General features: G+C 66.2%; 28 protein-coding genes. 24 read left to right on the top strand and 4 right to left on the bottom strand.

Annotated features, from left to right (window positions below; translation table 11 throughout):
- The first annotated feature begins 355 nt into the window (after positions 1 to 355).
- From HV786_RS25150 to HV786_RS25070, 17 genes are all read left to right on the top strand, one after another.
- The gene (locus HV786_RS25150; protein WP_175211989.1) at positions 356 to 3,271 is read left to right on the top strand and encodes a monovalent cation/H+ antiporter subunit A; all 2,916 of its coding nucleotides are present in this window, start codon (positions 356 to 358) and stop codon (positions 3,269 to 3,271) included.
- Positions 3,271 to 3,615 carry a Na+/H+ antiporter subunit C gene (locus tag HV786_RS25145; protein ID WP_056317316.1) on the top strand — a complete coding sequence of 115 codons (345 nt, stop codon included), beginning with the start codon at positions 3,271 to 3,273 and terminating at the stop codon, positions 3,613 to 3,615. Before HV786_RS25150 ends, HV786_RS25145 begins: the two co-directional genes overlap by 1 nt.
- Positions 3,612 to 5,243 carry a monovalent cation/H+ antiporter subunit D gene (locus HV786_RS25140; RefSeq protein WP_128829447.1) on the top strand — a complete coding sequence of 544 codons (1,632 nt, stop codon included), beginning with the start codon at positions 3,612 to 3,614 and terminating at the stop codon, positions 5,241 to 5,243. The genes HV786_RS25145 and HV786_RS25140 overlap by 4 nt, the downstream gene beginning before the upstream one ends.
- Positions 5,243 to 5,725, top strand: coding sequence for a Na+/H+ antiporter subunit E (locus HV786_RS25135; RefSeq protein ID WP_175211988.1), 483 nt, complete (start codon positions 5,243 to 5,245; stop codon positions 5,723 to 5,725). The genes HV786_RS25140 and HV786_RS25135 overlap by 1 nt, the downstream gene beginning before the upstream one ends.
- Positions 5,722 to 6,003 carry a K+/H+ antiporter subunit F gene (locus HV786_RS25130; RefSeq protein ID WP_056317324.1) on the top strand — a complete coding sequence of 94 codons (282 nt, stop codon included), beginning with the start codon at positions 5,722 to 5,724 and terminating at the stop codon, positions 6,001 to 6,003. The genes HV786_RS25135 and HV786_RS25130 overlap by 4 nt, the downstream gene beginning before the upstream one ends.
- On the top strand, positions 6,000 to 6,341 hold the full coding sequence (mnhG, locus tag HV786_RS25125; protein ID WP_056317327.1) for a monovalent cation/H(+) antiporter subunit G: 342 nt from the start codon (positions 6,000 to 6,002) through the stop codon (positions 6,339 to 6,341). Before HV786_RS25130 ends, mnhG begins: the two co-directional genes overlap by 4 nt.
- A 157-nt stretch (positions 6,342 to 6,498) precedes the next feature.
- Positions 6,499 to 7,032: a hypothetical protein gene (locus HV786_RS25120; RefSeq protein ID WP_158216733.1), complete on the top strand. Its 534-nt coding sequence runs from the start codon at positions 6,499 to 6,501 to the stop codon at positions 7,030 to 7,032.
- A gap of 91 nt (positions 7,033 to 7,123) precedes the next feature.
- A complete protein-coding gene (locus tag HV786_RS25115) occupies positions 7,124 to 7,972 on the top strand; it encodes an HAD family hydrolase (protein WP_128829445.1) in 849 nt (282 codons plus the stop codon).
- A 7-nt stretch (positions 7,973 to 7,979) separates the two neighbouring features.
- Positions 7,980 to 8,483 carry a tRNA adenosine(34) deaminase TadA gene (gene tadA, locus HV786_RS25110; protein ID WP_128829497.1) on the top strand — a complete coding sequence of 168 codons (504 nt, stop codon included), beginning with the start codon at positions 7,980 to 7,982 and terminating at the stop codon, positions 8,481 to 8,483.
- Complete coding sequence (locus HV786_RS25105; protein ID WP_128829444.1) at positions 8,480 to 9,541, top strand: LD-carboxypeptidase; 1,062 nt, start codon at positions 8,480 to 8,482, stop codon at positions 9,539 to 9,541. The genes tadA and HV786_RS25105 overlap by 4 nt, the downstream gene beginning before the upstream one ends.
- 136 nt (positions 9,542 to 9,677) lie before the next feature.
- Positions 9,678 to 11,282, top strand: coding sequence for an ABC-F family ATPase (locus HV786_RS25100; protein ID WP_056318719.1), 1,605 nt, complete (start codon positions 9,678 to 9,680; stop codon positions 11,280 to 11,282).
- A gap of 189 nt (positions 11,283 to 11,471) precedes the next feature.
- Positions 11,472 to 12,698 carry an MFS transporter gene (locus HV786_RS25095; RefSeq protein ID WP_175211987.1) on the top strand — a complete coding sequence of 409 codons (1,227 nt, stop codon included), beginning with the start codon at positions 11,472 to 11,474 and terminating at the stop codon, positions 12,696 to 12,698.
- 105 nt (positions 12,699 to 12,803) lie between these two features.
- Entirely contained in the window at positions 12,804 to 13,574 is a 771-nt protein-coding gene (locus HV786_RS25090) for an ABC transporter ATP-binding protein (RefSeq protein ID WP_128829443.1), read from the top strand.
- 67 nt (positions 13,575 to 13,641) lie between these two features.
- On the top strand, positions 13,642 to 14,640 hold the full coding sequence (locus HV786_RS25085) for an ABC transporter substrate-binding protein (protein WP_056317339.1): 999 nt from the start codon (positions 13,642 to 13,644) through the stop codon (positions 14,638 to 14,640).
- A complete protein-coding gene (locus HV786_RS25080; RefSeq protein WP_076521076.1) occupies positions 14,637 to 15,410 on the top strand; it encodes an ABC transporter permease in 774 nt (257 codons plus the stop codon). The genes HV786_RS25085 and HV786_RS25080 overlap by 4 nt, the downstream gene beginning before the upstream one ends.
- A gap of 16 nt (positions 15,411 to 15,426) precedes the next feature.
- Positions 15,427 to 16,257 (top strand): transporter substrate-binding domain-containing protein, encoded by an 831-nt coding sequence (locus HV786_RS25075; RefSeq protein WP_175211986.1) that lies wholly within the window; start codon positions 15,427 to 15,429, stop codon positions 16,255 to 16,257.
- Positions 16,258 to 16,334: 77 nt separating this feature from the next.
- Entirely contained in the window at positions 16,335 to 16,922 is a 588-nt protein-coding gene (locus HV786_RS25070) for an IMPACT family protein (protein ID WP_128829441.1), read from the top strand.
- Between the two features lie 108 nt (positions 16,923 to 17,030).
- On the opposite strand, the gene HV786_RS25065 is transcribed toward HV786_RS25070, so the two are convergent.
- Both HV786_RS25065 and HV786_RS25060 read right to left on the bottom strand, forming a co-directional pair.
- Positions 17,031 to 17,405 (bottom strand): thioredoxin family protein, encoded by a 375-nt coding sequence (locus HV786_RS25065; RefSeq protein ID WP_006388150.1) that lies wholly within the window; start codon positions 17,403 to 17,405, stop codon positions 17,031 to 17,033.
- 167 nt (positions 17,406 to 17,572) lie between these two features.
- Positions 17,573 to 18,595 carry an LLM class flavin-dependent oxidoreductase gene (locus HV786_RS25060; RefSeq protein WP_062841184.1) on the bottom strand — a complete coding sequence of 341 codons (1,023 nt, stop codon included), beginning with the start codon at positions 18,593 to 18,595 and terminating at the stop codon, positions 17,573 to 17,575.
- A 232-nt stretch (positions 18,596 to 18,827) separates the two neighbouring features.
- On the opposite strand from HV786_RS25060, the gene HV786_RS25055 reads away from it, so the two are divergent.
- Complete coding sequence (locus HV786_RS25055; RefSeq protein ID WP_128829440.1) at positions 18,828 to 19,184, top strand: VOC family protein; 357 nt, start codon at positions 18,828 to 18,830, stop codon at positions 19,182 to 19,184.
- A gap of 107 nt (positions 19,185 to 19,291) precedes the next feature.
- Here the strand turns inward: HV786_RS25055 and HV786_RS25050 are convergent, their stop codons facing one another.
- Positions 19,292 to 20,584, bottom strand: coding sequence for an NCS2 family permease (locus tag HV786_RS25050; protein ID WP_128829439.1), 1,293 nt, complete (start codon positions 20,582 to 20,584; stop codon positions 19,292 to 19,294).
- Positions 20,585 to 20,694: 110 nt separating this feature from the next.
- Between HV786_RS25050 and tsaD the strand changes: the two genes are divergently transcribed.
- A complete protein-coding gene (gene tsaD, locus HV786_RS25045) occupies positions 20,695 to 21,726 on the top strand; it encodes a tRNA (adenosine(37)-N6)-threonylcarbamoyltransferase complex transferase subunit TsaD (protein WP_128829438.1) in 1,032 nt (343 codons plus the stop codon).
- Between the two features lie 51 nt (positions 21,727 to 21,777).
- Here tsaD and plsY read toward each other — a convergent pair whose 3' ends face one another.
- Entirely contained in the window at positions 21,778 to 22,416 is a 639-nt protein-coding gene (plsY, locus tag HV786_RS25040; protein WP_128829437.1) for a glycerol-3-phosphate 1-O-acyltransferase PlsY, read from the bottom strand.
- 94 nt (positions 22,417 to 22,510) lie between these two features.
- On the opposite strand from plsY, the gene surE reads away from it, so the two are divergent.
- The 5 genes from surE to HV786_RS25015 form a co-directional block, all read left to right on the top strand.
- Entirely contained in the window at positions 22,511 to 23,269 is a 759-nt protein-coding gene (gene surE, locus HV786_RS25035) for a 5'/3'-nucleotidase SurE (protein WP_062841180.1), read from the top strand.
- Positions 23,254 to 24,078 (top strand): protein-L-isoaspartate(D-aspartate) O-methyltransferase, encoded by an 825-nt coding sequence (locus HV786_RS25030; protein ID WP_175211985.1) that lies wholly within the window; start codon positions 23,254 to 23,256, stop codon positions 24,076 to 24,078. The genes surE and HV786_RS25030 overlap by 16 nt, the downstream gene beginning before the upstream one ends.
- Positions 24,079 to 24,094: 16 nt before the next feature.
- Complete coding sequence (locus HV786_RS25025) at positions 24,095 to 24,952, top strand: peptidoglycan DD-metalloendopeptidase family protein (RefSeq protein ID WP_175211984.1); 858 nt, start codon at positions 24,095 to 24,097, stop codon at positions 24,950 to 24,952.
- Positions 24,949 to 25,728, top strand: coding sequence for a 3'-5' exonuclease (locus HV786_RS25020; protein ID WP_056317371.1), 780 nt, complete (start codon positions 24,949 to 24,951; stop codon positions 25,726 to 25,728). The genes HV786_RS25025 and HV786_RS25020 overlap by 4 nt, the downstream gene beginning before the upstream one ends.
- Before the next feature lie 193 nt (positions 25,729 to 25,921).
- A partial coding sequence (locus HV786_RS25015) for a hypothetical protein (protein WP_254599515.1) occupies positions 25,922 to 26,553 on the top strand: 632 nt, incomplete at its 3' end.

Genomic DNA, 26,553 nt, shown 5'->3' with positions numbered 1-26,553 from the left:
GAAGTTACAGGAAAAAGTGTGTCTGACAGCCAGTTGAGCGCCTTTCGATACGCTTTCAGTGCGCAAATGCTGCGCAGTCATCTTGCTGTCATTAGCTGATTACTCACATAAATCTCTGCATAACTTACAAGAATCTGATATTTTTCGGATGAGATTCTTGCCCGGTCTTGCAAGAAAGCTATTGCGTTTGTTTCTGTCTGCGCCGTTCAATTGGCGTTGGTTGATGTCCCCACGGGGCAACGTGTAGTGCAGCGACGCACCGGGCCAGGGTTCCGTCCGTTTTTCAATCCCCGGTCTGTTTCGTCTCTCGCTGCCTTGCGCTGGCGGGAGGGGGCCCGGACATTTTCGGAACGCCATGTCGCTGATCCTGATCCTCGCTCTGCCGTTCGCCGGCAGCCTGTGCGCCGCGCTGCTGCCTTCCAACGCCCGCAACGCCGAGGCGTGGCTGGCTGGCCTCATCGCCCTCGTCTGCGTGGTTCTGATCGCGACCCTGTATCCCGACGTCGCCAACGGCGGCGTCATACGGGCCGACATTCCTTGGGCGCCCGCCCTCGGACTGCAATTCACCCTGCGCATGGACGGCTACGCCTGGCTGTTCGCGCTGATCGTCTCGGGCATGGGCGCGCTGGTAGTGCTGTATGCGCGCTATTACATGTCGCCCGAAGACCCGGTGCCGCGCTTCTTCTCCTTCTTTCAAGCCTTCATGGCCGCCATGCTGGGCGTGGTGCTCTCGGGCAACCTGATCCAGCTCGTGCTGTTCTGGGAAATGACCAGCCTGGCGTCCTTCATGCTGATCGCCTACTGGCACCATCGCCTGGACGCGCGCCGGGGCGCCCGCATGGCGCTAACGGTCACCGGGGCGGGCGGTCTCTGTCTGCTGGCCGGGGTGCTGATCCTGGGCCACATCGTCGGCAGCTATGACCTGGATCGCGTCCTGGCGTCGGGCGACCTGGTCCGGGCCGACCCCTGGTATCCGGCCGTGCTGGTGCTGGTGGCGCTGGGCGCGCTGACCAAAAGCGCGCAGTTCCCATTCCATTTCTGGCTGCCCAATGCCATGGCCGCGCCCACGCCGGTGTCGGCCTACCTGCATTCGGCAACGATGGTCAAAGCGGGCGTCTTCCTGCTGGCGCGCTTCTGGCCCGTGCTGTCGGGCACGGACGAATGGTTCTGGATCATCGGCGGCCTTGGGCTCATCACCCTGGTGCTGGGCGCTTACGCAGCCATTTTCCAGCAGGACATGAAAGGGGTGCTGGCCTACTCCACGATCAGCCACCTGGGGCTCATCACGTTGCTGCTGGGCCTGAACAGCACCCTGGCGCTGGTGGCGGCCATCTTCCACATGATCAACCACGCCACGTTCAAGGCCTCGCTCTTCATGGCGGCGGGCGTGGTCGACCACGAAACCGGCACCCGCGACCTGGGCAGGCTGTCCGGCCTGTACAAGGCGATGCCCATCACCGCCACGCTGGCGATGGTGGCCGCCGCCTCGATGGCGGGCGTGCCGCTGTTGAACGGCTTCCTGTCCAAGGAAATGTTCTTTGCCGAAACCACCTTCGTCAGCGCCGACCGCTACGTGCAGCTTGGCCTGCCGCTCTTGGCCACGATTGCCGGCGCGTTCAGCGTGGCGTACTCGCTGCGCTTCATCCTGCAGGTGTTCTTCGGCCCGCCGGCCACCGACCTGCCTCGCGAACCGCACGAACCGCCGCGCTGGATGCTGCTGCCCAGCGCGCTGCTGGTCCTCATGTGCCTGCTGGTCGGCATCGTCCCCAGCCTGACCGTGGGTCCGTTCCTGGCCACCGCGGCGCAAAGCATCCTGGGCGAGAACATGCCCGATTACAGCCTGGCCGTCTGGCATGGCTTCAATCTGCCGCTCGCCATGAGCCTGGTCGCCACCACGGCCGGCGTGTTGCTTTACCTGGCCCTGCGTGCCCATCAGCGCGCCAATCCGGGCCGCGTGCCGTTCATCTACCGCCTGGATGGCCGCCGCACGTTCGAGGCGCTGCTGGACGGTTCCAGCGTTGCCGCCGCTTGGCTGTTGCGGTGGGTGTCGTCCACGCGCCTGCAGGTGCAGATGGTGCTGATCGTGGTCGGCACGCTGTTCGTCGCGTGGCTGCCGCTGCGCGCGGGCGGCTGGCTGGACGGCGCGGTGCGCCTGACGCCCGTCGATCCGGTGTTCGCGCTGCTGTGGATCGTAGGCGGCACCTGCGCGCTCGCCGCCGCGTTCCAGGCCAAGTACCACCGCCTGGCCTCGCTGGCGCTGGCCGGCGGGGCAGGGCTCATCACCTGCCTGACCTTTGTCTGGTTCTCCGCGCCCGATCTGGCCCTGACCCAGTTGTCCGTCGAAGTCGTGACGGTGGTGCTGCTGCTCCTGGGCTTGCGCTGGCTGCCGCGGCGCATCGTGCGGGACGACGAAGAAAGCCTGAAGGCCACGGTGCTGGCGCGCGGGCGCCGCCTGCGCGACCTGCTGCTGGCGGTGGCGGCCGGCACGGGCATGTCGGCGCTGGCCTATTCGGTGCTGGCGCGGCCCCAGACCAATCCCATTTCGTCCTACTTCGTGGACAGGGCGCTGCCCGACGGCGGCGGCACCAACGTGGTCAACGTGATCCTCGTGGACTTCCGCGGTTTCGATACGTTTGGCGAAATCACCGTGCTGGGCATCGTGGCGCTGACTGTCTACGCGCTGCTGCGCCGGTTCCGCCCGGCCGCCGAGAGCGCGGACATTCCGCGCCAGCAGATGGACCAGGACGGCGGCATCCCCGACGCGCCCGACATCAAGTCGGTGGTGCCCGCGGGCTCGATGATGGTGCCGGCCGTGCTGGTGCGCCTGCTGCTGCCGGTTGCCGCGCTGATTTCCGTGTACTTCCTCTTGCGCGGCCACAATCAGCCGGGCGGCGGCTTCGTCGGCGGCCTCATCTTCGCCACCTCCGTCATCCTGCAATACATGGTGGGCGGGGTGTACTGGGTCGAATCCCGCAGCCGCCTGAATCCCCAGAACTGGATCGGCATCGGGCTGCTGTCTGCAGGCGTCGCCGCGGTGAGCGCGTGGCTGGCCTACAAGCCGTTCCTCGCCGCGCTGGCCTGGGATGTCGCGCTGCCGTTGATCGGCCATGTTCACGTGTCCAGCGTGCTGCTGTTCGACCTGGGCGTCTACATGCTGGTCGTGGGATCCACCGTGCTGGTGCTGGTGGCGCTTGCCCACCAATCGCTGCGCGCGCAACGCAAGGCCGCCGCCGAACTCCAGGCGGCCGCCGCTCAAACAGGAGAAGCCTGATGGAATTGATATACGCAGCCGCGATCGGCGTGCTGGCGGGCTCGGGCGTGTGGCTGCTGCTGCGGCCCCGGACGTTCCAGTTCATCATGGGCCTGTCGCTGGTCTCCTACGCGGTCAACCTTTTCATTTTCGGCATGGGCCGGCTCACCTCCGGCAAGCCGCCGGTGGTGGATCCCGCCATGGCGCATGATCCTTCCTGGTATGCGGATCCGCTGCCGCAGGCGCTGGTGCTGACCGCCATCGTCATCGGTTTTGCCACCACCGCGCTGTTCCTGGTTGTGCTGCTCGCCTCGCGGGGCCTTACGGGTACCGACCACGTTGATGGACGGGAGTCCCAATCTTGAGTTTCTGGCTTCAACATCTTCCGGTTCTGCCTATCATCATTCCGCTGGTCGCGGGCGCGGCGATGCTGCTGCTCGCCGACACCAGCCGCTACGCGCGCGGCGGCATCGCGCTTGTGTCCACGCTTGCCCAATTGGCGGCCGCGATTTCCCTGTTGTTCGTCGCAGGCGGGGGCGTGCCCGGCGTCTGGGAAAACGGCGTAGGGGCCTACCTGGTGGGCGATTGGCCGGCGCCGTTCGGCATCGTGCTGGTGGTTGATCGCCTGGCCGCGGTCATGCTGACGCTGACGGCGGTGCTGGGGCTGGCCACGCTGGTCTACGCGCTGGCGCGGTGGGACCGCGCGGGCGTGCATTTCCACTCGCTCTTCCAGTTCCTGCTGATGGGCCTGAATGGCGCCTTCCTGACCGGCGACCTGTTCAACCTGTTTGTGTTCTTCGAGGTGCTGCTGGCCGCGTCCTACGGCTTGCTGCTGCATGGGTCCGGCGTGGCGCGCGTCAGCGCCGGCCTGCAGTACATCGCTGTGAATCTCGTGGCTTCGTTCCTGCTGCTCATCAGCATTGCGCTGATCTACGGTGTGACGGGCACGCTCAACATGGCTGACCTGGCCTTGCGCGCGGGCAATCTGACGGGCGCCGAACGCATGCTGTTCGAAGCGGGCGCCGCCATCCTGGGTGTGGCGTTCCTCGTGAAGGCGGGCGCCTGGCCGCTCAACTTCTGGCTGGTCAAGGGCTATGGGTCAGCTGGCGCGCCCGTCGCGGCGATGTTCTCCATCATGACCAAGGTCGGCATCTACGCCTTGCTGCGCATCGGCTCGCTGCTGTTGCCCACGGGCGCGCCCGCGGCCTTCAGCCTGGACTGGATGTTTGCCGCCGGACTGGCCACGCTGCTGTTCGGCGCCCTGGGGCTGCTGGCCACCCAGCAACTGGAAAAAATGGTCGGCTACTGCGTCATCGTGTCGGCCGGCACGCTGCTGACCGCGCTGGGCATGCCGGGCGTCACGCTCACCGGTCCTGCGCTGTTCTACCTGATCAGTTCGGTGCTGACGACGGGCGCGTTCTTCCTCTTGGCCGAGCTGATCGAACGCACCCGCAGCTTCGGCGCGAACGTGCTCGCGGTTACGCTCGACGCCTTCGATCTGGATGATCCAACCTCTGTGAACCGATCCGACGACGTGGTCGGCGTGGCGATCCCCGCCGCGATGGCGTTCCTGGGCCTGGCCTTCATTTCGTGCGCCTTGCTGGTGACCGGCTTGCCGCCGCTGTCCGGCTTCGTCGCGAAGTTCTCGCTGTTGTCGGCGGCCGTCTCGGCGGCCACCGAATCGGCGCCGCCCATGGACGCCTGGATTCTCGTGGCGGCCGTGCTGGTGTCTGGTCTGGCTGGCCTGATCGGCCTGGGCCGCACCGGCATCCGTATTTTCTGGGCCAGCGACGACCGCAGCACGCCGCGCCTTCGCGTGATCGAAGCGGGTCCGGTCGCGGCGCTGGTGCTGCTTTGCGTGACCCTGGCCGCGGGCGCCGGTCCAGTGTCCGCCTACCTGGACGACGCGGCCCGTTCGCTTGACCAGCCCGCGTCCTACATCGACGCCGTCATGTCCGCGCAGACCGTGCGCGGCGTCAAGGGAGGAGGCTGATGCGCCGTCTTTACTTCCTGATCCTGCCCACGCTGCTGTTTGTCCTGTGGCTGGTGCTCAACGAAAGCATGTCCGCGGGGCAGATCGCGCTGGGCATCGCGCTGGCGCTGTGGTTCACGTGGGCCGCCTCGCGCCTGCGACCGCTGCGGGCGCGCCCGCGCCGCCTCTGGAAGGTGATACCGCTTTTCCTGCGCGTGACGCTGGACATCATCAAGTCCAACATCGCGGTGGCGCGGCTGATCCTGAATCCGCGCCGCAATGAATTCTCACCCGGGTTCATCCTGATCCCGCTCACCATGCGCGACCCGCATGGTCTGGCGATGCTGGCCTGCATCGTTACCTATACGCCCGGCACCGTCTGGGTGGACCTGACCGAAGACCACAGCCTGAAACTGCATGTGCTTGACCTGCAGCACGAACATGAGTGGATCGAGCTGGTGCAGCAGCGCTATGAGCGCCCGTTGATGGAGATGTTCGAATGAATTCCGTACTGTATTGGGCGGCATCCTTTGCCTTGCTCTGCTTTGCGCTGGGCATGGTGTTTGCCACCATCCGCCTGTTGCGCGGCCCCACCGCCCAGGACCGCGTCCTGGCCCTGGACACGCTGTACATCAACGGCATGCTGACGATGCTGGTGTTCGGCATCCGGTCCGGCACGTCCGTGTACTTCGACATTGCGCTGCTGATCGCGCTGTTCGGTTTCGTGGGCTCCACCGCAATGGCGCGCTTTCTCCTGCGCGGCGAGGTCATCGAGCCATGATGGACGTCGATATCCCGCTGTGGGCCGGCATTCCGGCCTGCATCCTGCTGGTGCTGGGGGGGCTGCTGGCGGTGACCGGTTCGGCCGGCCTGCTGCGCTTTCGCACGTTCCAGTCGCGCATCCATGCGCCCACGCTGGGCAACACGATGGGCTGCGCCTGCGTGCTGGCGTCTTCCATCCTCGTCTTCTCGGCGTTGTCGGCGCGGCCCGTGTTTCACGAGGTCATCATCACGTTGCTGTTGATTGTGTCGTCGCCCGTCACGGCCATGCTGCTGATGCGCGCCGCGACCTATCGCAACCGCCTCACCAAGGCTGAAGCGGACAAAGACGCGCGCTGAATTGGGGGGGCGACCCCGATTGGCGTTGAAACGTAACCTTACGAATTCACGTCGCTGGTTATGTCCCCCATCGCCAGGTCATGGGATAGTGATGTCAGTGGGCGACACGGCGCAAGACCGAGTCGCCCGGGTTCAATCTCTTCTAAAGGAGCTGACCATGACTTCTGTTTCCCTGCCTACGAAGCGCCTCGCCGCCATGCTGTGCACGACCGGACTGATGCTTGCCGCCGGCGCCGCGCACGCGCAAGCCGGCAACGCCGACTCGTCGCAGTCGCGCTACCAGCAGGACGTCGCGGCTTGCAAGAGCGGCACGACCGGCCAACCGCTGGACACTTGCCTGCGCGAAGCCGGCGCGGCGCGCCAGGAGCGCAACCGCCAGAATCTGCGGGACGACAGCCCTGAACAACTTCAGCAGAACATGCTGGCCCGCTGCAGCCGCCTGCCGGAAGCACAGCGCCAGAATTGCGTCACCCAGATGACCTCGCCCAGCAACGTGCGCGGTAGCGTCCAGGGCGGCGGTGTGCTGCGCGAAACCGTGATTCAAGTGCCCGCAGGCACCGCCCCGGGCATGGCCCCGGCCCCTGGCATGGCACCCGCACCCGGAATGGCTCCCGCCCCGGGCATGGCGCCGGCCCCCGGCATGGCTCCCGCGCCGGGCACGGGAACCATGAGCGCGCCGATCCGCCAGTAAGTCGCCGGCGTCATATCGGGCATGGCGTGAGGGCGCAGCCGCTGCCGCAATCAGGCAAAATGGCGGCTGTCGCCTTTTCTCACGCATATTCATGTCCGACGTCATCGCCCTGATTTTCGACTTCGACGACACGCTGGCTTCGGACAGCACGTCCGGCTTTCTGGACAGCATCGGCGTGGACACGGCCTCGTTCTGGAAGGAAGAGGTCGATCCCTTGCTGTTCCAGCAGGACTGGGATCCCGTCCCCGCCTATCTCTACAAGATGATCGAACTGTCCCGCCAGGGACGGCACGGGCTCATCACGCAGCAGCGCCTGAAAGACTGGGGCGCGCGCCTCGATCTGCACGACGGCGTATCCACGCTGTTCCAGCGGCTGCGCGCGGCGGTGCGCGCCGAGCATCCGCAGGTGCAACTCGAGTTCTACCTGATTTCCAGCGGCATCGGCGACGTGGTGCGCGCCACGCCCATCGCGCATGAGTTCACCGAGATCTGGGCCTCGGAATTCGTCTATGGCGACGACGGCGGCATTGCGTTCCCGCGGCGCGTCGTCAGTTTCACCGACAAGACCCGCTACCTTTTCCATATCCAGAAGGGCATTATCGGCCGCGATTTCCGCAACAAGCCGTTCGAGGTCAACCGCAAGGTTCCCGAGGACAGGCTGCGCATCCCGTTCGACCAGATGGTCTTCGTGGGCGATGGCTACACGGACATTCCGTGCTTTTCGCTGATCCGCCGCGCCGGCGGCTTCGCTTTCGGGGTCTGGGACCCCAAGCACCGCGACAAGCGCAGCCGCGCCTGGGGCTTCATCGAGGAAGGGCGCGTGTCCAACCTGAACCAGGCCCGCTACGACGAGCAGGCCGAGCTCTATCAGTGGCTCGAAGAGGCCGTCACCAGCCTGGCCGGCCGCATTGCGCTGAAGTCGCGGGTGTACCGTGGCTGACCCGGCCATGCTGGCCGCGCCCGCGGTGGTCCCGCCCTGGACCGAGCAGGACGCCCGATTCATGACCCTGGCCCTGGAACAGGCCCAGGCGGCGTACGACATCGGCGAGGTGCCGGTGGGCGCGCTGGTCGTCTCTGCCCAGGGCGACATCCTGGGGCGCGGCTACAACCGCACCATCATCGACCACGACCCGACCGCGCACGCCGAGATCGTCGCCTTGCGCGGCGCCGCCCGCCAGCTTGAAAACTACCGGCTGCCCGGCATCACCGTCTACGTCACGCTCGAGCCCTGCGTCATGTGCATCGGCGCCATGCTGCACGCGCGCCTGGCCCGTGTCGTGTTCGGCGCCTACGATCCCAAGACCGGCGCCTGCGGCAGCGTGCTGGACGTCGGATCCGTGCCCAAGCTCAATCATCACACTTCAGTCACCGGCGGCGTGCTGGCCGAACCCTGCGGCGATCTGCTGCGCCGGTTCTTCCGCGAACGCCGCGCCAAGGAATCCATCGCATGAGTACCCCCAAAGCCGCCAAGCCTGCCGCCAAGCCCACCACCAAGGCGCGCCGCGCAAAGGCCGATGTCCGCGCGGCCCACGATCATCCGCACGATCACGGCCCGGACTGCGGCGACGCATGCGGCCATGATCACGACCACGACCACCATCACGGCCCGCAGCCGGACGCCCGCGGCATCTACCTGATTTCCCCGTCGTCCGCCGTGCGCGATCCCGCCACCGTGACGCTGGCGCGCGAACGGCTGGAGCAGCAGGGCTTCAAGACAGCGCTGGACCGCACGGCGCTGGCCGAACATCAGCGGTTTGCCGGCACCGACGCGCAGCGGCTGGCCAGCCTGACGCGCGCGGCCAAGCAGAAGCTGCCGATCGTCATGGTGACCCGCGGCGGTTACGGCCTGGGCCGGCTGCTGCACGCCATCGACTGGAAGGCGATGGCCGACAGCGGCAAGCGTTTTGTCGGCATGAGCGATTTCACCGCCTTCAACCTGGGCCTCCTGGCGCAGACCGGGGCAGTCAGCTACACCGGCGCCACCGCGGTCCAGGACTTCGGCGGCAAGAAGGTCGATGATCTGACCGAGGCGCTGTTCGGCGAACTGATGCGCGGCGAGTTGGAGATCCTCAGCTTCGAAACACAGGACGCCGACCCGGTGGACGCGCGCGGCATCCTGTGGGGCGGCAACCTGGCCATGCTGACGTCGCTGCTGGGCACGCCCTACATGCCGAAGATCCGCGGCGGCATCCTGTTCCTTGAAGACGTGGCCGAGCATCCGTACCGTGTCGAACGCATGCTGATCCAGCTGTGGCAGGCCGGCATCCTGGCGCGCCAGAAGGCGATCGTGCTGGGCCGTTTTACCGAATACAAGCTGGCTCCGCACGACAAGGGGTACGATCTGCACGAGGTTGTGGCCTGGCTGCGCAAGACGGTCAAGGTGCCGGTGATTACCGGGCTGCCGTATGGACACGTCGCCACCAAGGCCACGTTGCCGATCGGCCAGAAGGTCGGGATCGCCACCGAGAAGGGCCTGGCTCACCTGGTGCTGGACGAACACCATCACTAAAGCGCGATCCGGCGGCCGGCGCTCCGGCGGCCGCCTTCGGTCGCAACCGAAGTCCCAAATAGGGGCCGCACCACGTTTGCTACACTAGCAGGTTTTCCCGCATGCGCCTTCGGGCGCCTTCAAACGTACATACACCGTGATATCCACCGCCAATCTCACCATCCAGTTCGGTCCCAAGCCCCTTTTCGAGAACGTCAGCGTCAAGTTCGGGGAAGGCAACCGTTACGGGCTGATCGGGGCCAATGGGTCCGGCAAGTCTACGTTCATGAAGATCATCGGCGGCGATCTCGAACCCTCCGGCGGCAACGTCGCGCTTGAGCCGGGCGTGCGCCTGGGCAAGCTGCGCCAGGACCAGTTCGCCTTCGAAGACGTGCGCGTGCTTGATGTGGTGATGATGGGCCACACCGAAATGTGGCAGGCCATGTCCGAGCGCGACGCGATCTACGCGAACCCGGAGGCGACCGAAGACGACTACATGCGCGCGGCCGACCTGGAAGCCAAGTTCGCCGAGTACGACGGCTACACCGCCGAAGCCCGCGCAGGCGAACTGCTGCTGGGCCTGGAAATCGCCGTCGACCAGCACAACCTGCCGATGCGCGAAGTGGCGCCGGGCTGGAAGCTGCGCGTGCTGCTGGCGCAGGCGCTGTTCTCGAATCCGGACGTCCTGCTGCTGGACGAACCCACCAACAACCTGGACATCAACACGATCCGCTGGCTGGAAAACGTGCTCAACGGCTACCAGAGCACGATGATCATCATCAGCCACGATCGTCACTTCCTGAACCAGGTGTGCACGCACATGGCCGACGTCGACTACGGTGAAATCCGCATCTACGCCGGCAACTACGACGACTACATGCTGGCCTCCACCCAGGCCCGCGAGCGCCTGGTCGCCAACAACGCCAAGGCCAAGGAACGCGTCGCTGAATTGCAGGACTTCGTGCGCCGCTTTGCGGCCAACAAGTCCAAGTCGCGCCAGGCCACGTCGCGCCTGAAGCAGATCGACCGCATCAAGGCCGATCAGGTCGTGGTCAAGCCCTCGTCGCGCCAGAATCCGTACATCCGCTTCGAGCAGAACAAGGTCATGCACCGCCTGGCCGTCACCGTCGAAAACCTGACCAAGGCCTACGACGCGCCGGTCATCACCAAGTTCTCGGCCATGGTCGACGCCGGCGAGAAGATCGCGATCATCGGCGCCAACGGCGTGGGCAAGACCACGCTGCTGCGTCTGCTGGCGCAGGACCTGCAGCCCGATTCGGGCACGGTCAAATGGTCGGACAATGCCGACCTCGGCTACATGGCCCAGGACGTTTCCGATCAGTTCCTGCAGACCGACATCAACCTGCTGGACTGGATGGGCGACCACCGCCAGCCGGGCGACGACGACCAGTCGATCCGTTCGGTGCTGGGCCGCCTGCTGTTCTCGGCGGACGACCTGCCCAAGGCGCCCAAGGTGCTGTCCGGCGGCGAAAAGAACCGCATGACCTTCGGCCGCCTGATGCTTGGCCGGCACAACGTCATGCTGCTCGACGAGCCGACCAACCACCTGGACATGGAATCGATCGAATCGCTGCAGTTCGCGCTGGAAAAGTACGAAGGCACGCTGGTGTTCGTGTCGCATGACCGCGAATTCGTGTCGGGCCTGGCCACGCGCGTGATCGAGATCCTGCCTTCGGGCGAGATCGTCGACTACCGCGGCGGCTACGAAGACTACCTGTCCTCGCGCGGCATCGAGGCCTGATTCCCGGACGGTTCGCCAGAAGCGGCGCACGGACTCGTGCGCCGCTTCTGCATTTGAGCCCGCCTGCCTTCTGGCCTGCGGCCCAGCGCGCCAGCCGCGGCGCGCGCATTCAGCCGGCCGCAAACCGCGCTGCGCTATCATCCGCCCCGATCCTGGCGCCTGTCCGGCCAGGCCTGCCTTTGTCCCCAAATGTCTCCCTCTAAGCATGCCGCGCCCGATGGCGCGCAGATCGGCACGTTCACCCTGACGGCCCGCATCGTAGCCATCGCCTTCTTCACCTTCATCTGCTATCTGGCCATCGGCCTGCCGCTGGCCGTGCTGCCGGGCTACGTGCACGGCGACCTGGGTTATGGCTCCGTGCTGGCGGGCCTGGCGATCAGCGTGCAGTACGTGGCGACCTTGCTCAGCCGCTCGCACGCTGGCCGGATGGCCGACATGGTGGGCCCCAAGCAGACCGTCGTCATCGGCATGGCCGCCTGCGCGATCAGTGGCGTCTTCCTGCTGCTGGCTTATGCCTTCGAGCGCACCGCCTGGCTGAGTCTGGCGGCCATCATCCTGAGCCGTCTGGCGCTGGGCTTCGGCGAGAGCTGGGTGGGCACCGGTTCGGCCACCTGGGCCATTGCGCGGGTAGGACCGCTGCACACGGCACGCGTCATCTCGTGGAATGGCATCGCCACCTATGGTGCGCTGGCGCTCGGCGCGCCGCTCGGCGTGCAGCTTGAAAAGCACTGGAGCATGGGCGCGCTGGGCGGCGCGGTGCTGCTGTTGGGGCTGGCGGGTTTGGGCTTGGCCATGGTGCGTCCCGCCGTCGCCATCGTGGGCGGCCACCGGATGGCCTTCAAGAGCGTGGTGCTGCGGGTGTTTCCGCACGGCATGGCGCTGGGACTGGGGTCGGTGGGCTTTGGCACGTTGGCGGCATTCGTCGCCCTGTATTACGCCAGCGCCTCCTGGGAGGGCGCCGCGAATGCGCTCAGCGCGTTCGGCGGCGCCTTCATCGGTGTGCGGCTGCTGTTTGCCGGCACGATCACCCGTTTTGGCGGCTTCCGGGTCGCGCAGGTATCGTTCGTGGTGGAGGCCGCCGGACTGTTGCTGCTGTGGCTGGCGCCCAACCCAGGCATGGCGCTGCTGGGCGCCGCGCTTACCGGCAGCGGCTTTGCGCTGGTGTTTCCGGCCATCGGCGTCGAAGCCGTGGCGCGCGTGCCGGCCGGCAGCCGCGGCGCCGCATTGGGCGCCTATTCGGCCTTCCTGGATCTCGCCCTGGGCGTGACCGGTCCCATCGCCGGCTACATCTCCAGCGGATTCGGCTATCCGGCGATCTTCCTGGCGGCCTCCCTGTCGGTCACGATGGGCTTGCTGATTGCGTTCGGATTGCAACGGGCCGCCACGCGTGCAGAGGCGACGGCCTCGTCAGCCTGATCGTTATTACTGGAAGAAGTTAAGACATTCGATATTGATCGTTTGGATTCATATAACGAATTGTTAGATTTGAGGCTCGTTTTCTCGCGCCCTGACGATTCGTCCATGAACCTTATTTTCGACAACGTCCACAAGCAGTTCGGCGACTTGCCCGTCGTCGACGGCTTCACCAGTGAATTCAAGACCGGCGAGCTGGTCGCGCTGGTTGGCCCGTCCGGTTGCGGCAAGTCCACCTTGCTGCATCTGGCGGCAGGGCTGGAAGTGCCCACGCAGGGCAGCGTGCTGGCCGACGGCAACAAGGTCGCCGGCCCCCATCCCAGCCGCACGCTGGTGTTCCAGGAACACGCCCTCTATCCCTGGCTGACCCTGGAAGACAACGTGTCGCTGGCGCTGGAATTCCAGAACACACCCAAGAAGCGCGCCCGCGAGGCTGCGCGCGAGTGGCTGGCGCGCGTCAGCCTGGCGGGCTTCGAACACTACTATCCCCATCAGGTGTCCGGCGGCATGCGCCAGCGCGCCGCGCTGGCCCGCGCGTTCATCGCGCAACCGCAGACCATGCTGATGGATGAACCCTTCGGCGCGCTGGACGCGCTGACCCGTCTGGCCCTGCAGGATGTGCTGCGCCAGCTCATCGCGCAGGAAAAGCCCACCGTGCTGCTGGTGACCCACGATGTCGACGAAGCCCTGTTCCTGGCCGACCGAATCGTCGTCTTCAGCCCGCGCCCGGCGCGGGTGCTGCGCGAATTCAACCTGGCGCATCGCGCCAAGACGCACGACCTGTCCTTCCTGGCTGCTGAAAAGCGCGAGATCCTGCGCCTCTTGGGCATCGGGGTCGGTGGCGCGGACGCGCACTCGGACATCGCGCTGGCGGCTTGATCCTTCATACCAATATCCTGCGGCCACGCCCGGGCGCGGCCGCTTCCTGAATTTCCTGGAGCTCCTGATGAAACTGAAGCAATGGTTGTCCCTGCCGCTGGCCGCGGCGCTGCTGGCGGCTGCCCCCGCGATGGCCGCCGAGAAGTTCCGCGTGGGTTACCTGCGCGTGATGGATGACGCGCAGGCCATCGTCGCGCAAGAGGGCGGCTATTACAAAAAGGCCGGCCTGGATTCCGAACTCATCGAATTCAAATCGGGCACCGACCTCATCAAGGCCATCGTCGGCGGCCAGCTCGACATCGGCGTGCTGGGCTTTACCAACGCGGTCGCCTGGGCCTCCAAGGGCGCGGACCTGAAGGTGGTGGGCGGCGCGCAGCAGGGTTATCACTCGCTGATCGTGCGCGACGATTCGGGCATCAAGGACATCGCGGGCCTGAAGGGCAAGACGCTGGCCTCGCAGGCCGAAGGCAGCACCGCTGACGTGGTGCTCAAGGGCGTCGTGCTCAAGTCGGGCAACCTGACGGCCGACGACGTCAACGTCATGGGCGTGAGCCCGGCCGTGGCCGTGCAGTCGCTGGTGGGCAAGCGCGTGGACGCCGCCTTCCTTTTCGAACCCTACGACCGCATCGCGCAGCTGATTGCGCCGGTCAAGCAGATCTATGAAGTGGGCGAGGCGTGGCCGTTCCCGTGCATGGTCGTGATCACGTCGGGCGAAACGCTGGCCAAGCGCAAGGACGACGTCTGGAAGGCGCTGGACGCGCAGAACCAGGCCATCACGCTGCTGCAGAAGGAACCCGCGCAGGCTTCCAAGCTGATCGCGTCCTACTTCATTGCAGAGCCCACGCTCAAGACGCTGAACCGTGGCGAGCTGCCGCGCGAAACGGTCATTTCCGAAGCCATCAGCACGCAGGTGTTCACGCCCAAGCTGACCGAGAAAGACACGGCGCGCATGCAGGAAATCGCTGACATCCTGCAAGCCCAGGGATCGCTCAAGACGCGCGACGGCAAGCCGTACGACGTCTCCAGCATCGTCGACCTGTCCTGGCAAGAGGCTCGCAAGCTTTGAGCGCGTCTACCCGAGTGACCGGCGCCCGCAAGCATATTGCGGGCGTTTTAGGCGTCCTGTTCATTCTGGCCCTCTGGCAATTGGCGGCCTTCGCGCTGCCCGACTTCCTGATGCCGGGCGTGCCCGCCGTGGTCGAACGTCTGTTCGAAGACCTGGGCAAGCAGTCGTTCCACCAAAGCCTCATGGGCACGCTGGGACGGCTGGGCGCGGGCTACGGGCTGGCGCTGGCCGCCGGTGTCGGCTTCGGCCTCGTGGCGGCCGTGCTGTTCTTCTTTCGCGAAGTCCTGCGCAGCGCCATCGTCATCCTGCAGTCGATCCCGTCCATCGCGTGGGTGCCGCTGTTTCTCATCGTGATGGGCTTTGGCAATACGCCCATCATCGTGGTCGTGGCGCTGTCGGCGTTTTTCCCGGCCGCGCTCAGCGTGATGAACGCCACCGAATCCGTGCAGCGCGTGCACGTGTCGGCGGCGCGCGTCATGGGCGCGACCCGCTGGGGGCTGGTCAAGCGGGTGTATCTGCCTGCGGTCATGCCCGAACTCATCACCGGCGCGCAACTGGCTTTCGGCAATGCCTGGCGGGCGTTGATCTCGGCTGAAATGCTGATCGGCTTCGGCAAGGGGCTGGGCCGGTCGCTGGCTTATTCGGGCGAAATCGCCGACATGACGGGGGTCATGACCAACATCCTCGTCATCGCCGTGCTGGCCGCCCTGATCGACCAGTTCGTGCTTGAAAACCTCAAGCATCGCCTGCTGCGTTACCAGTACGTCTAAGGTCGCAAAGCCCGTCATGTTGTCCAGCATCCGTCCACTCGTCCTTGCCGCCGGCCTGCTGGCCGCAGGCTTGGCGCAGGCCCAGCCCGCGGTGCAGCCCGCGGTTCAGCCCAAGGTCTTCGCAGCCGCCAGCACGCGCGGCGAACTGGTCGTGGGCGTGCCGTACCTGGCCCCGCCGCCCGCCGCGGGCGCCAAGATCCGCACGCCGGAAGGGCTGGATGCGGCCATCACCGAAAAGCTGGGCGCAAGCCTGAAACTGCCCGTGCGTCTGGTGCAGGTCTCGGCGCGCGACGCCGCCCGCGCGCTCGCCGCCGGCGAAGTGGATCTGGTGCTGGCCGACAATGCCGACGGACAGCCGCAGACCGTCGCGGTGCAAGCCACCGGCTATGCCGCGCGGCCCAAGGCGGTGATCCGCAGCGATACGCGGCTGCGCAAGCCCGCCGACGTGCAGGGCCGCAGCGTGTGCATGGCAGAAGCGGCCACGCAGGCCAAAGCCTTGGCGCAAAGCTGGGGCGCGGCCGTCAAGACCTATCGCGTGCCCTCGGACGCGCTCGTCGCCGTGCGCGAAGGCGAGTGCGACATCGGCCTGGTCGACGACGCCGTGTGGGAGCCCCTCATGCGCTTTCCGGAATGGAAGAAATTCTCCTCGACGCTTGCCGCGGATGGCGCCCGCCACGAGCGCGTGTGGCTTGTGCCTGCGCGGGACGAAGCCTCGCGGGCCTGGCTCGGCCAGGAGATGCGCGCCTGGGACCGCGCCGGCGCGTGGAAGGCCATGACCACGAAATGGGCGCGCGACGTCGCCTTCGACGTCTATCTGGATCAGGAAGTCCCCGACTGCCACGGCTGATGCCGCCTCGTGGCCTCTGCGCGCGGCCACGCCGCCCGGGCTGCGGACACGCGATCCGCGCACTTACAATGCCGGGCATGACGCACACGTTGACCGCTCCCTGCACCTACCAGGAAGACATCAAGAAAAGCCGCTTTGCCGCGTATGCCGCGCCGGTCGCCACGATCGACGACGCCATGCGCTTCTTTGCCGAGCATAGCGATCCCGAGGCCACACACAACTGCTGGGCGTACCGCATCGGTCAGGAATACCGCTTCAATGACGATGGCGAGCCCGGCGGCACGGCCGGCCGGCCGATCCTGCAGGCCATCGAAGGCCAGGACATGGATCGTGTCGCGGTGCTGGTGGTCCGCTGGTATGGCGGGATCAAGCTCGGTGCGGGCGGACTGGTGCGGGCTTACGGCGGATGCGCGGCCAATTGCCTGCGGTTGGGAGAGCGCACCGAGATCGTCGATCTTGCGACCGTGCGCTGTGCCTGCGGCTTTGCGGACATGGCGCTGCTGAAATCGCGGCTGGCGCAGGCAGGCGCCGCCATCGGGCAGGAAGATTACAACGCCGATGGCGTCGTGCTCACGTTCACGGTGCCGCGCGCGGCCCTGCCGGACCTGGAAGTCACCGCGGCCAACATCACGCGTGGCCGGTCCGGGTGGGAGGTGGTGTCCTAGCCCAGCCGCGCGCGTGAGCGCAGGCCGGGATGCGCCACGGCTTGCGCAACGGTGGGGCTGCACTGCCCTAGTGCAAAAGGAAGGGGCCCGGTGAGGGCCCCTTGGTGTTTACGCGTCCTGGCTGTCTTGCGCCGCGGCGATTTCTTGATGGACCTTTTCCATGTCCACTTCCTTGATCTTTGCGAGCAGCTCATTGAGCTGGCCGCCGGACAAGGCGCCCGGTTGCGAGAACAGCAGGACCTTTTCGCGGAAGACCATCAGCGTGGGAATCGAGCGGATGCCCAGCGCGCCGGCCAGTTCCTGCTCCACATCGGTGTTCACCTTGGCGAACGTGACGTCCGGATGCTCGGTGGCTGCCTGTTCGAAGACCGGGGCAAAGCCGCGGCACGGGCCGCACCAGGGCGCCCAGAAATCGACGATCAGGGTGCCGTCGGGCGTGATGGCTTCCTGGAAGCTGTCTTTGGTGAGTTCAACAATACTCATGTGGAATCCTTGCCGCGGGGCGGCGAAAAGCAGTGGCTGAAAACGCCGGGTTTCCGTCCCGGCGTATTGCGGCGACGCGTAGTTGCCAGGTGCTTGATAGGCAATAGTAGAACCGGTGAAGGCTGCGTCGCAATGGTTGGCGCTGTGCAAAGCGCGGTTTGCGGCCCTCAGGCCGCGGATTGAGTCGAAACGCCCGCGCCGTTTTTCAACGACGCGACGATCTCGAACGAGCGCAGGCGATCTGCGATGTCGTAGAAGTCGGACACGATCATTACCTCGTCGGCTTGCGTTTCCGCGACCAGCGCTTCGAGTTTGCGCTTGACGGTGTCCGGGCCGCCCACGATCGCAGCGCCCAATCTTTGATTGACCGCTTCACGCTCCCATTCGTTCCACAACCCGTCCATGCTTTCGACCGGCGGCTGCAACTGCAGACGATGGCCCCGCACCAGCGACAGGAACTTCAATTGCTGCGTGGTGGACTGGAAGCGGGCGGCTTCATCGGATTCCGCGGCAATGACCGGCACGCCGATCATGGCGTAAGGGCGCGACAGCGTCTTGGAAGGCTTGAACAAGTGACGGTACAAGCGCATTGCGGCCATGCCTTCCGGCGAGAAATGGCCCGCGAAAGAGAAGGGCAGACCCAGCTCGGCCGCCATGCGCGCGCTGAAGTCGCTCGACCCGAGCAACCAGATCGGGATGTCCAGGCCTTCGCCGGGAATCGCACGCACGGGCTGGCCGGGCCGCGAAGGCGCAAGGAATGCGCGCAGTTCCTCGACCAGCGCGGGAAACTCCAGTCCGCTGCGCGGGCTGCGGCGCAGCGCCTGCTGCGTGGCGCCATCGCTGCCGGGCGCGCGGCCCAGACCCAGGTCGATGCGTCCGGGGTACAGGGTTTCAAGCGTGCCGAATTGTTCGGCGATGATCAGCGGCGCGTGGTTGGGCAGCATGACGCCGCCCGAACCGACGCGCAGCGTGCGGGTGTGGCCGGCCACGTGTCCGATCAGGACGGCCGTGGCGCTGCTGGCCACGCCGTTGATGTTGTGGTGCTCGGCAAGCCAGAAACGGTTGTAGCCCAGTTGCTCGACATGCTGCGCCAGCGCAACCGTATTGCGGAAGGCGTCCGCGGCATCGCGGCCCTGCACAATCGGGGCCAGGTCCAACACGGAAAAGGGGACGTTTGCCAGGGCGCTCATGCGGGCGCCTTTGCCGAGTCAATACAGGCGTGCAGCGCGGGGAAGGGGGAAGGGCGCAAAATGAACTCCATATGCTGATCTACATGGGGAGTGTATCGGCGAATTCAACGGCGCCTGCCAGCAACCATGCCCTTGGCCGGGTTGATTGAATTTTCCGATCCCTACAATAGCCAAAGAAAAAACGCGGCTTTTCGGCCGCGTTTTGGGTCACATGCCACACAGGGAGGCTCGGATGGGCGCAAGAGGCAAGAACAATCAGATCGACAACATCGAGTTCAACGTCGCGGACATTGCCCGCAGCAAGCGCTTCTATGGCGACGTCTTCGGCTGGACCTTCACGGATTACGGTCCCGCCTACACCGAGTTTTCCGATGGCCGTCTGACGGGCGGCTTCACGACCGGCGAAGCGGTGCGCCCCGGCGGTCCGCTTGTCATCCTGTACGGCGACGACCTGGCCGCGATCCGGCAGCGCATTTTGACCGCAGGCGGACGCATCAGCCGCGACGAATTCACTTTTCCGGGCGGCAGCCGCTTCCATTTCACAGATCTGGACGGCTACGAATTGGCGGTGTGGACTGCGGCCGAATGAAAAAACCGGCCAGAGCGGGCCTCAAGGTGTCTGACCCCCTGCCAGACGTGACCGCCAAGTTGGCAAGGTGCCGCCAGGGTGTCTGACACCTTGCCAAGCGACTCCGCTTATTCCGGGAAGAACGCGTAGCGGATCACGAACAGCACGGCCACGAGCCACGTGGCCGGGTGCACGTCGCGCATCTTGCCCGTGGCGGTCTTGAGCACCACGTAGCTGATGAAACCGAAGGCGATGCCGTTGGCGATGGAATACGTGAACGGCATGACCAGCGCGGTCAGCGCGGCGGGCGTGGCCTCGCAGACGTCATTCCAGTCGATGTCGATGAGCTCGCGCATCATCAGGCCGGCGACGTAGAGCAGGGCGGGGGCGGTGGCGTAGGCCGGCACGGCCCCCGCCAGCGGCGAGATGAACAGCGCGGCCAGGAACAGCAGGCCCACGATCAGCGCGGTCATGCCGGTGCGGCCGCCAGCCTGCACGCCGGACGCGCTCTCGACATACGCCGTGGTGCTGCTGGTCCCCAGCATCGAGCCGGCCACGATGGCCGTGCTGTCCGCGAACAGCGCGCGGCCCAGGCGGTTGGGCCGGTCTTCGGGCACCAGGCCCGCGCGCTTGGCCACGCCCACCAGCGTGCCGGTCGCATCGAACACCTCGACCAGCACGAACACCAGGATCACGTGCACGAACCCGGAGTGCAGGGCGCCCATGATGTCCAGCTTGAAAAGCGTGGGCGACAGGCTGGGCGGCGCCGAGAAGATGCCCTTGAACTCGTTGTAGCCCAGCACCATCGACAGCACGGTGACGACGATGATGCCGATCAGGATGGCGCCGCGCACGCGTAGCGCGTCCAGGGATGCGATCACGAAAAAGCCCAGGATGGCAAAGAGCGGACCGTGCGCCGTGAGGTTGCCCAGCGTGACCTTGGTGGCCGGATGCGCGACCACGATCCCGGCGCTCGATAGCGCGATAATTGCCAGGAACAACCCGATGCCGGCGGCAATCGCGCTGCGTAGTGAATGCGGGATGCCCTTGACCAGCCAGACCCGGATGCCGGATATCGTCAGGAAAAGGAAGATGACACCCGAGATGAACACGGCGCCCAGCGCCTGCTCCCAGGTGTAGCCCATGGTCTTGACCACGGTGAAGGCAAAAAAGGCGTTCAGGCCCATGCCGGGGGCCATGCCGATCGGCCAGTTGGCGATGAACGCCATCACCAGCGACCCCAGCGCGGCGGCAAGGCACGTGGCCACGAACACGGCGTCGCGGTCCATGCCGGTCGAGGACAGGATGTCCGGATTGACGAAGATGATGTACGACATCGTCAGGAATGTCGTCAGGCCGGCAACGACTTCCGTTCTTGCGGTCGTGCCGTGCTCACGCAGCTTGAATAGCTTCTCCAGCATTCGAGTCCCCAGGGTTTTTGCAGGATTTTCAGGTTGTGTCGGGCAGGGGCGCATCCCCCGTCCCATTCAAGAACAGGCGTATTTTCGCATCAGTTGTAAACTCTGCCGCCATGATCATTCTCGGCTTTGAAAGCTCCTGCGACGAAACCGGCGTCGCAGCCGTCTGTACGGAACGCGGCCTGCTCGCGCACGCGCTGCACACCCAGATCGCCATGCACCAGGAATATGGGGGCGTGGTGCCGGAACTTGCCTCGCGCGACCACATCCGGCGCGTGATTCCGCTGACCCGCCAGGTGCTGGAAGAGGCGGGCATTCAGATGTCCGATGTCGGGGCAGTGGCCTATACGGCCGGCCCCGGCCTGGCCGGCGCCTTGCTGGTCGGCGCGAGCGTGGCGCAGGCGTTCGCCTGGTCCCGCGGCCTGCCGGCCATCGGCATCCATCACCTCGAAGGCCATCTGCTGTCGCCGATGCTGGCCGATCCCCGGCCCGAATTTCCCTTCATCGCCTTGCTGGTGTCCGGCGGGCATACCCAGCTCATGCGGGTCGATGGGGTGGGTCGCTACGAACTCCTGGGCGAAACGCTGGACGACGCCGCGGGCGAGGCCTTCGACAAATCCGCCAAGCTGATGGGTCTGGGCTATCCGGGCGGACCCGCGCTGTCCCGGCTGGCCGCCAGCGGCGATGCGTCGCGCTTTGACCTGCCGCGGCCCATGCTGCACAGCGGCGACCTGGATTTCAGTTTCAGCGGTCTGAAAACGGCCGTCCTGACTCGAGTGAAGGCGGCCGAGCAGAACGGCGGCCTGGACGAACAGACCCGCGCGGACCTGGCCGCCGCCACGCAGGCGGCCATCGTGGAAGTGCTGGCGGCCAAGTCCATCCGCGCCTTGAAGCAGACCGGCCTGCGGCGGCTGGTGGTGGCCGGCGGCGTGGGGGCCAACCAGCTCCTGCGCGCCAAGCTGGATGCCGCGCTCAAGCCGCTCAAGGCGCGCGCGTACTTTCCGCCCCTGGAGCTGTGCACCGACAACGGCGCGATGATCGCCTTCGCGGCGGCCGAGCGGGTAAAGGCCGGATTGGCGACGCTGGACGCCAGCGCGCACAGCTTCACGGTCAAGCCTCGCTGGGATCTGGCCGATATCGCCTGAAATGAAACGGGCGGCTAAGGCCGCCCGTTCTATCAATTTCCGTTCGGGGAATTACTTCTTCTTGCTGCCAATGCGGCTTTCGGTCCCCTGGATCAGGCGAGCAATGTTGGCGCGATGGCGGTAGAACAGCAGGATGCCGATAACCGCCAGGGCCACGCCCAGCGCGGGCTGCGCCTGCCAGGCCAGGCCCGATCCGAACACGTAGTACACGGGGGCAAAAAACGCGGCGACCAGCGACGCCAGCGACGAATACCGGAAGAAAATGGCGATGATCAGCCAGGTCGCGGCGGTAGCCACGGCCAGCCAGGGCTGGATTGCCACCAGCACGCCCAGCGCGGTGGCCACGCCCTTGCCGCCCTTGAACCCCAGGAACACCGGATACAGGTGGCCGATGAAGGCCGCCAGCGCCACGCAGGCCAGGGCGACGGGACCGATGCCCGGCGCCAGCTTTTCGGCCAGCCAGATCGCAAACCATCCCTTGGCGGCGTCCCCCAGCAGCGTCAGCGCGGCAGCGGTCTTGTTGCCGGTGCGCAGCACATTGGTGGCGCCGGGGTTCTTGGACCCGTAGCTGCGCGGGTCCTGAAGGCCCATCAGCTTGCTGACGACCACGGCGAACGGCACGGAGCCGATCAGGTAGGCCAGCACGACGAGCGCAATGGAAAACGCCAGGGAAGGTTCGGTTATCGCCATGGAAAGGGAGTCCGTTGTTGTAGTAATGGCTGCGGATTCTACCGCGGGTACAATCCGCAGCGTCACCCGCGTTTTATTTTCTTTCGGATGCACAATGCGAATTCTGGTTTCGAACGATGATGGCTATTCGGCCCCCGGCCTAGAGGCGCTGGTGGCGGCGCTGGAAGGGCTGGGCGATTTGACCGTCGTCGCCCCCGAGACCAACCACAGCGGCGCCTCCAACTCGCTCACGCTAAACCGGCCGCTGTCGGTGCGCACCGCCTCCAACGGCTTCATCGCGGTCAACGGCACGCCGTCCGATTGCGTCCACGTCGCGCTGACGGGTCTCATGGACGCGCGTCCCGACCTCGTCGTGTCGGGCATCAACAACGGCGCCAACATGGGCGACGACACCCTCTATTCGGGCACCGTCGCCGCGGCCAGCGAAGGCTATCTGTTCGGCATTCCCGCCATCGCGTTCTCGCTGGCGGAAAAAGGCTGGGAGCACATCGAATCGGCCGCGCGCGCGGCCCGCCTGGTGGTCGAGCGCCATCTGGCCCAGCCCCTCGCGGCGCCGGTGCTGCTCAACGTCAACATCCCCAACCGCCGCTTCGAAGACATGCACGGCTTTGCGGTCACGCGGCTGGGCAAGCGGCATCCGTCGCAGCCCGTCGTGCGCACGACCACGCCCTACGGCGACACGGTCTATTGGATCGGACCGGTCGGCCTGGCCGCGGACGCCACGCCCGGCACGGACTTCCATGCCGTCGAGCAGGGCATCGTGTCGGTCACGCCGTTGCGCCTGGACCTGACGCAGCACAGCCAGCTTGACGAGATCCGCACCTGGGCGGAGCCGCTATGCGCAAACGGATAAGCCAGCCGGACCTCACCCCCGGCGCGGCCAGCCGCGCCAGCCCGGCCCGCCACGACGCCGGCCGGCTCGGTCCGGGCTACACGCCGGCCAACAGCAACACGCGAATTTCCGCTGCCGCGCTTCCCCGGCAATCGCAGGCGCCGCTGCCGCAGGCGGGCAGCAATCTGGGCCTGAACTCCGAACGGTTGCGCCAGGCCATGGTCCAGCGCCTGCGCACCCAAGGCATCACGGACGAGCGCGTCCTGAACGCCATGGCCGCCGTGCCGCGCCACCTGTTCGTTGATGAGGCGCTTGCCAGCCGAGCCTACGAAGACGCGGCCTTGCCCATCGGCCACTCGCAAACCATTTCCCAGCCGTGGGTCGTCGCGCGTATGATCGCGGCTGCTTGCGAAGACCGCGCGCCCACCCGTGTGCTCGAGGTCGGAGCCGGTTGCGGGTATCAGGCCGCAGTGCTCGCGCAGTTCGTGCGCGACGTCCACACCATCGAACGCATCCGCGGTTTGTACGAGCTGGCGCGCGAGCATTTACGCGCCTTGCGGCTCACCACAAGGATCCGTCTCATCTATGGCGACGGCACCTTGGGGCTGCCCGGCGTGGCGCCGTTCGATGCTATCGTTGTGGCTGCCGCAGGTCTGGCCATCCCGCAAGCGCTGCTGACGCAGCTTGCTCCGGGAGGCCGTCTCATCGCTCCCGAAGGGGGCTCGAACCAGCGCCTGGTTCTGATCGAACGCACGGGCGCGGCAAGCTGGAAACGAACCGAACTAGAGGCCGTGCGCTTTGTGCCGCTACGGTCCGGAATACAATCTTGAGCAACAGGAGAAACGTATGCTCAACGGGCAGTTGCAACTGACCGATATGAATTTGGGCGCGTCCATGACGCGCCTGCGCCGCCCGCTCTTTGCAGTGGGGGTCCTCAGCCTCGCCATCCTGGCCGGCTGCGCATCCAAAGGTACTCGTGCCCCCGTGGTCGACATGACCGGCGGGCAACCCGCGCCGACGGCGACGTCCGGCAGCTATGTGGTCAAGCCGGGCGACACGCTCTACAAGATCGCCCGCGCCAACAACGTCGACATCGAAAACATCAAGCGCTGGAACAACATCAGCGATCCCAACCAGATCTCGGTGGGACAGGTGCTGCGCATGTCCGGCGGCGCCACCGGTGGCGCGCAAACCGCGCCGATCTCCGGCGCCAAGCCGCAACCGCGTCCGCTGGACCAGCCCGAAACACCCGTGGCCACCACGCCCGCGCCCGACGCCACCCCCACCGCGCCTCCGGCGCCCGTGGACACCAAGCCGGCGCCGCGCGCGGCCGATGCGGGCGTCATCAACTGGGCCTGGCCGGCCAACGGCCAGATCGTGCAGGGCTTTAACAGCAGCAGCAAGGGCATCGATATCGCCGGCGCGCTGGGCGACCCGATCACCGCCGCGGCCGATGGGCTGGTCAAGTACAGCGGCAACGGCGTGCGCGGCCTGGGCAACCTCATCATCGTCGAACACCAGAACGGCTTCATCACGGCGTACGCGCACAACCGCTCGCTGCTCGTGAAGACCGGCCAGACGGTCAAGCGCGGCGCCAAGATCGCCGAGCTGGGCCAAAGCGACACCACCTCGCCGCGCCTGCACTTCGAGATCCGCCGCCAGGGTACGCCGGTCGACCCGATGCAATATCTGCCGCCCAAATGACGCCTACCCTGGTATTCGACCTCGAGACCATCCCCGATGCCGACGGGCTGCGCAAGCTCAACGGCTGGGGCGCCGACGTGCCCGACCAGGAAGTGGTCGAGCGTGCGTTGACGGCGCGGCGTGAAGCCGTGGGGCACGACTTTCTGCCCTTGCACCTGCACAAGGTCGCGGTGGTGGGCTGCGTGTTCCGCGACGACCAGGGGTTTCGCGTCAAGACGCTGGGCCAGCCGGACGATCCCGAAGCGGCGCTGCTCGCGGGTTTTTTCAAGACCATCGAGCGCTACACGCCTCGCCTGGTCAGCTGGAACGGCTCGGGTTTCGACCTGCCCGTGCTGCATTACCGCAGCCTGATCCAGGGCGTGCCCGCGCCGCGTTACTGGGACATGGGCGAAGAAGACCGCGACTTCAAGTTCAACAACTACATCTCCCGCTACCACACACGGCACGTCGACCTGATGGACGTGCTGGCCAAGTACAACGGCCGCGCCAACGCGCCGCTCGATGAACTGGCCAAGCTGTGCGGCTTTCCCGGCAAGCTGGGCATGGACGGCAGCAAGGTGTGGGAGGCCTGGAGCACGGGCCGCGCCGACGAGGTGCGGGCGTATTGCGAAACCGACGTCGTCAATACGTGGCTGGTCTACTGCCGGTTCCGTTTCCTGCGTGGCGAACTGGACCGCACGGCCTACGAGGCCGAAATCGCGCTGGTGCGCGATACGCTCGGCGCTAGCGACGCCCCGCACTGGAAGGAATACATGGCGGCCTGGGACGCGGGCTGACCGTCGCCAGCAGCTTACTGATGCCGACCCATTGCGGTGAATGGGACAGCATGCGGACGGGGCCCTTCGAGGGCCCCGTTCTCGCGTCTGCGGGGCAAGCAATCGACTGAAACAAGACGGCCGCAAACGAAACCTGGATGAAACCAGCGGGATCGCACAATGGCCTCGCTTTCTTCACTTTCAGGAGACCTACATGTCCCGATTCGCTATCCGCTCCAATCTGGCCGTCCTTGCAATCGTCGCCGCGTCGAGCGGTTTCGCGGCTGGCTCCGCCATGGCTGCGCCGCCTCCGCCCGCTGACGGCGGACCGGCCGCCATGCACGAAGGCCATCGCGGCGGTGGTTTCCACAAGGGCATGCGCGACGGCCTGTTCATCCCCGGACTGGGCCCCGTCTCCAAGGCACAGGTTGCCGAGCTGAAACTCGACGCCAAGCAGGAGGCTCTCTTCAAGACCGCCCAGGACAGCCAGCGCAGCCTGCACGAAGCCATGCGCGCCGCCGGCGGCAAGCGCCACGAATTGCTCAAGGCGCAGCTGGACAGCGGCAAGCTCGATCCTCGCGCCCTCATCGACCAGTCGGAAAAGCGCCGCGACGCGTTCGAGCCGCAGGCCAAGCAGGTTCGCGACCAATGGCTGGCCGTATGGGATAGCCTGAACGACACGCAGCGCGCCCAGGTGACCAAGATCGTCAAGGAGCGCGAAGCGCGCATGGCCGAACGCCACGCCAAGATGGAAGGCCGCGCGGACGGCAAGGGCCATCCCGGCATGCGCGGCGCCGACGGCCGTCCCGGCACGCCGCCGCCTCCGCCGGCTGCCGGCGACGTCCC

It is taken from the genome of Achromobacter mucicolens (assembly GCF_902859725.1).
Taxonomy (GTDB): Bacteria; Pseudomonadota; Gammaproteobacteria; order Burkholderiales; family Burkholderiaceae_B; genus Achromobacter; species Achromobacter mucicolens.
Note: the sequence above shows the minus strand (reverse complement) of the source record. Positions and strands in the feature narration are given on the sequence as shown.